Origin of the sequence: Ornithinicoccus halotolerans (assembly GCF_009602535.1) — a bacterium.
In the GTDB taxonomy this organism is placed as follows: domain Bacteria; phylum Actinomycetota; class Actinomycetes; order Actinomycetales; family Dermatophilaceae; genus Ornithinicoccus; species Ornithinicoccus halotolerans.
This window is the reverse complement of the sequence record NZ_WIQI01000149.1, coordinates 1-4906: the sequence shown is the minus strand read 5'-3', so window position 1 is coordinate 4906 and position 4906 is coordinate 1. Positions and strand designations below refer to the sequence as shown.

At 75.3% G+C, this 4906-nt stretch carries 5 protein-coding genes; 1 reads left to right on the top strand and 4 read right to left on the bottom strand.

From position 1 onward, the window contains the following. Together GFJ45_RS15055 and GFJ45_RS15050 are read right to left on the bottom strand one after the other, a co-directional pair. Window positions 1-955, bottom strand: a 955-nt coding sequence (locus GFJ45_RS15055; protein WP_153398645.1) for a DUF6049 family protein, incomplete at its 3' end; no start/stop codon positions are given. Window positions 956-971: 16 nt separating this feature from the next. Next, window positions 972-1454, bottom strand: coding sequence for an NUDIX hydrolase (locus tag GFJ45_RS15050; RefSeq protein ID WP_153398643.1), 483 nt, complete (start codon window positions 1452-1454; stop codon window positions 972-974). An 84-nt stretch (window positions 1455-1538) separates the two neighbouring features. Between GFJ45_RS15050 and GFJ45_RS15045 the strand changes: the two genes are divergently transcribed. Further along, a complete protein-coding gene (locus GFJ45_RS15045; protein WP_407670409.1) occupies window positions 1539-3080 on the top strand; it encodes a CCA tRNA nucleotidyltransferase in 1542 nt (513 codons plus the stop codon). Between the two features lie 31 nt (window positions 3081-3111). Here the strand turns inward: GFJ45_RS15045 and GFJ45_RS15040 are convergent, their stop codons facing one another. Next, window positions 3112-3960, bottom strand: a complete 849-nt coding sequence (locus tag GFJ45_RS15040) for an ABC transporter permease (protein ID WP_153398641.1) — start codon at window positions 3958-3960, stop codon at window positions 3112-3114. Next, window positions 3957-4906: ABC transporter ATP-binding protein (locus GFJ45_RS15035; RefSeq protein ID WP_228387124.1), on the bottom strand; the 950-nt coding region annotated here is incomplete at its 5' end. The genes GFJ45_RS15035 and GFJ45_RS15040, both read right to left, overlap by 4 nt.

Genomic DNA, 4906 nt, shown 5'->3' with positions numbered 1-4906 from the left:
CCTTGAGCCAGAACGAGGTGAAGCGCCGCGCGGGCACGTCCCCGCGGAGGATGACGTCGTCGTATCCGGCAGGCTCGTCGGTGTCCTGGCTGTCCGGCCCGGTGGGTTCGGTCGCAGGCTCGGAAGCCTCGCCGCTGACGGGGCCGAGCCCGCCGGGCGCCACCGGGGTGAGCAGGGCCGGGTCGGCCACGAAGGTGACCCCGAGGCCGGACAGCTCCCGGACCAGCCGGGTGGCCCGGGACTGTGACCCGGCCGCCTGCTCCCACGCCTGCGCCCGGGCCTGTGGGTCGGTGCTGAACAGGTCCGGGTCCGCCGGTGCGGTCAGCGGCACCAGCCAGGACAGCTGCAGCGGCTCGTGGTCGTACCCGTCCTGGCCGTCCCACACCAGGAACGAGCGCAGCCGCCCCACGGTGCCCGGGTCCTCACCGCCACCGGCGACGTCGAGCAGCAGCGGCAGGCTGGCGAAGCTGAACGGGGGCTCCACCGTGCCCGCGGGCACCTCGATGCGGAACCGCGCCTGGTCCCCTGGCGCGAGCCGCCGCTCCAGCACCTGCTCGCCCAGCGGGCGGGTCGCGCTGACGTCGGAGGTCCCGGCGGCCCAGGAACGCACCGCGCTGCGCGTGTCCAGCCCCCGGTAGCCGGTGTGGGCCCTCACCGCCTCGACCGCTACCGCCGTGGTGCCCACGTTGCGCAGCGTGCCCGCCAGCGTCATCGCGGCCCCCGGCCGCATCGGCTGCGGCGTGACCTGCCGCAGCGTGAGCCGCACCTGGTTCGGGTCCGGCGCCTGCTCCGGGTGGGCACGCGCGCCGCCGAGGCCGGTCCCGGCGGCACCGGCAGGGGCCAGCAGGCTGGTCAGGAGCAGCAGGCAGCCGAGCACGGTCACGACCCGGGCGAGCACGGCGCGGGCGGGCCGGTCCGGCGGCACCGTCGGCACGGGCAGCTCGCGGAGGGTCACGGCCGGCGCGCCAGCGTCAGGCGGTCCCGGCCAGGCGCTGCCAGGCCATCCGCGCGATCCGGCGCTCGTTGGGGAAGGTCAGCTGCTGGTGGACGGTGTCGAGCGGGAACCACGCCGCGTCGATCGCCTCCTGGTCCGGGTCCCCGTCCACGGTGAGCCGGCCCCCGGTGGCCTCCAGCAGGTAGTGGTAGACCAGCTTGTGGATGCGCTGGTGGGGGGTGGTGAACCAGTAGTCCACGGTGCCGAGCGTGATGAGCACCCGCCCGATGATGCCGGTCTCCTCCGCGACCTCACGCTCGGCCGTCTGCTCCAGGGTCTCGCCCGGCTCGACGTGCCCCTTCGGCAGGCACCACTCGATGCGCCCGGCCCGGTTGCGGCGGGCGATGATCGCGATCCGGGCCCGCCCCTCGACGACGTCGATGACCACGCCGCCCGCTGACGTCTCCTGCACCGCGGGCAGCCTCCGCTGCCGGCGGTCGGAGCGGGAGGGGACGGTCATCTTCCTCACTGTAACGAGCGGCCGGCCCCGCGCGCGGCGCCGCGGCGGCCGCGTCGCCACCGAAGGCCCGTACCCTTGGATGTCGTGTCCACCACCCCTGCCGAGGCCGAGCTGCTGGCCCGCGCGCTGCGCGGGCTGGGTCCGACACTGCCGCTGCTGACCGAGATCGGCCAGCGGTTCGCCGACGCCGGGCACGAGCTGGCGCTGGTGGGCGGCCCGGTCCGCGACTCCTTCCTCGGGCGTGTCTCCCCCGACCTGGACTTCACCACCTCCGCCCGGCCCGAGCAGATCGAGCAGGTGCTGACCGGGTGGGCCGACCAGCTGTGGGACGTCGGGCGCAGGTTCGGCACCATCGGCGCACGCCGGCGCGGCACCACCGTGGAGGTGACCACCTACCGCGCCGACGCCTACGAGCCGGGGACCCGCAAGCCCGTGGTCGCCTTCGGCGACGACCTGGCCGAGGACCTGGTGCGGCGCGACTTCACCGTGAACGCGATGGCGCTGCGGCTGCCCGAGCTGAGCTTCGTCGACCCGCACGACGGGCTGGCCGACCTGGCGGCGCGGACGCTGCGCACCCCGCACGCCCCGGAGGTGTCGTTCTCTGACGACCCGCTGCGGATGATGCGGGCCGCCCGGTTCGTCTCCCAGCTGGGCTTCGCGGTCGACCCGGCCACCCGGCGGGCGATGACGGACATGGCCGGCCGGCTGCAGATCGTCTCGGCCGAGCGGGTCCGGGAGGAGCTGAACCGGCTGCTGCTGGGCCGCTACCCACGAGCGGGCCTGGAGGTGCTGGTCGACAGCGGGCTGGCCGACGTCGTGCTGCCCGAGCTGCCCGCGCTGCGGCTGGAGGTGGACGAGCACCACCGGCACAAGGACGTCTATCAGCACTCGCTGACGGTGCTGGAGCAGGCGATCGACCTGGAGGACCCTCCCGGCGCTGACGGGGACGACCCTGACGCGGTGCCCGGGCCGGACCTGGTGCTGCGGCTCGCGGCGCTGCTGCACGACATCGGCAAGCCGGCGACCCGCCGGTTCGAGCCGGGCGGGGGCGTCAGCTTCCACCACCACGAGGTGGTGGGCGCCAAGATGGCCCGGAAGCGGCTACGGGCGCTGCGCTACGACAACGAGACCACCCGGCAGGTCGCCCGGCTGGTCGAGCTGCACCTGCGGTTCCACGGCTACGGGACGGGGGAGTGGACCGACTCGGCGGTGCGCCGCTACATCACCGACGCCGGCCCGTTGCTGGGGCGGCTGCACAAGCTCACCCGCTCCGACTGCACCACCCGCAACCGGCGCAAGGCGGCGCGGCTGGCGCGGGCCTACCAGGACCTGGAGGAGCGGATCGAGCGGCTGCAGGCCGAGGAGGAGCTGGCCGCGGTCCGTCCCGAGCTGAACGGCCACGAGATCGGCGAGCTCCTGGGCATCCGGCCCGGCCCGCTGCTGGGGCGGGCCTACCAGCACCTGCTCGCGACCCGGCTCGACCAGGGCCCGATGGGCAAGGAGGCGGCCCGCCAGGAGCTGCTGCGGTGGTGGGCCGAGCAGCCGGAGTCCGGGCAACCCGAGTCCGGGCAGCCGGAGTCCGGGCAACCCGAGTCCGGGCAGCCGGAGTCCCAGCAGCAGGGCTGACACGCCGCTGCGGCCCGCTCGGGCCGGGCCGCTACAGGTCCCGGCGCTGGAAGGCCATGCCGGCCAGCCCCAGGACGAGGCACACCCAGAGGCCGACCCAAACCAGGTACGCGGGCGTGAGCGCGGCCTCGCTGAGGAACGGGTGGCCCTCCATCGCCGGGCCGAACTGGGTCAGCACGCTGGCGTCCTGGAAGGCGTGCATGGCGCCGCGCCACAGCCCGTCGGTGGGGAGCAGCATCCGGGAGACGGTGCCGGTCAGGGCGACCGCCTCGTTGTCGATGACCTGGCCGATGCCGCCGACCACCCCCGAGATCCAGGCGGCACCGAACAGGCCGACCGCCACGACGCCGGAGGCCATCGGCGACAGCAGCGTGGAGATCAGCAGCGCCAGGGTGAGCAGCACGGTCGTCTGGACGGCGAGCAGGGCCAGCCCGGCCACCGGCTGCGGGGGCACGTAACCGACGGTGGCCCACACGATGAGGAACTGCGCGAGGCCGGCCAGCACCACGAAGCCACCACCGAAGACGACCAGCCCCAGCCACTTGCCGAGCAGCACCGCCGAGCGACGCACCGGCCGGGCCAGCATCGCCAGCGCCATCCCGGACTCGACCTCCCCGGCCAGGGTGGGCCCGGCGAGGAAGGCCGTGCCGAGCGCGGCGATGAGGCTCAGCCCGAACATGACCAGGTTGAGCACCATGGAGGCCACCAGCCGGGCCTCGCCGGTGGTGAGCGTCCTGAACTCGGCGTCGATGCGGGAGAAGCCGAAGGCGCTCAGCCCCAGCAGCACGAGGGTCAGCCCGGCCAGTGCCCACAGCACGCGCCGGCGCGCCGCCTCCCGCAGCGTGAGGGCGGCGACGGTGAGGACGGTCCGTCCGGTCACCCGCCCTCACCCCCGTGGCCGGAGCGGAGGATGTCCAGCAGCCGCTCCTCGAGGCTGACCCGGCCGGGCTCGACCGCGTGCACCCGCACACCCAGCCCGACCAGGTCGGCGACCAGGCCGGGCACGTCCTCGGGGTCGTGGTCGGCGGGCAGCGCGACGGTGAACCAGTCCCCGCTGCGGCTGAGCTGACCGGCGGCGGCCAGCCGGGCCTGCGCCTGCTCGGCCACGCCGTCGAGCCGGAGCCGCACCTCCCGCCCGCCGAGCAGCTCTGGCAGCGTGCCGGCGGCGGCGACCCGGCCCCGGTCGAGGATCACCACCCGGTCACAGACCCGCTCCACCTCGCCGATGAGGTGGGAGTTGAGCAGCACGGCTACCCCGCGCGCCTTGAGGGAGAGCAGCAGGTCGCGCACGTCGGCCCGCCCGACCGGGTCGAGCGCGCTGGTCGGCTCGTCCAGGACGACCAGCGCGGGGCGGGCCACCAGCGCGACGGCCAGGCCCAGCCGCTGCTGCATGCCCTTGGAGAAGCCGGCGACCCGGTCGCGGGCGCGGTGGCCGAGCCCCACCCGGTCCAGGCACGCCTGCCGCTCGTCGGCCGGCACGTCGACCCCGGCCAGCCGGACGTGCAGGTCCAGCACCTCGGCCGCGGTGAGCCACGGCTGGTACCGGAACAGCTCCGGCAGGTAGCCGACCTGGACGCGGGCCCGTGGGTCCCGCGCCGGCCTGCCGAGCAGGAGCACGTCGCCGCCGTCGGGGCGGACCAGCCCGAGCAGGATCTTGATGACGCTGGTCTTGCCGGCGCCGTTCGGGCCGAGCAGGCCGACCACCTCGCCCCGGCCGACGGTGAACGAGACGCCGTCGACCGCGGTCTGCCGGCCGTACCGCTTGCGCAGCCCCGAGCACCACACCGCGGGGGACGGCGGCAGGCCGGCGACCAGCTCGGCGGCCG